This window comes from Corynebacterium sp. HMSC071B10 (assembly GCF_001814825.1).
GTDB lineage: Bacteria > Actinomycetota > Actinomycetes > Mycobacteriales > Mycobacteriaceae > Corynebacterium.
On record NZ_KV817965.1, the window covers coordinates 1 to 262 of the forward strand.

General features: G+C 62.2%; 1 protein-coding gene. It reads left to right on the plus strand.

Going from position 1 to position 262, the window contains the following annotated elements; translation table 11 throughout:
• Positions 1-262, plus strand: a 262-nt coding sequence (locus HMPREF2990_RS12290) for a transposase (RefSeq protein ID WP_246817388.1), incomplete at both ends; no start/stop codon positions are given.

Consider the following 262-nt stretch of genomic DNA (forward strand, 5'->3'; position numbering starts at 1 on the left):
GGAGTATCGGCGTGAAGCCGCGAATCTGGTGATTGAGTCGCAGCGCCCGATCGCCCATGTGGCCCGAGAGATCGGTGTCGCCCCGGGGCTTTTAGGCAAGTGGGTCAAAAATGAGCGGGAGCGCCGAGGTTCTGCCGATGGGATGAGCGAGGCGGACCTTCGGGCCGAGAATGCGCGCTTGCGCCGTGAGCTGGCAGAGGCTCGGATGGACAACGAGTTTTTGTCAAAAGCGACAGCCTTCTTCGCTGCGAAGCAACGCGAG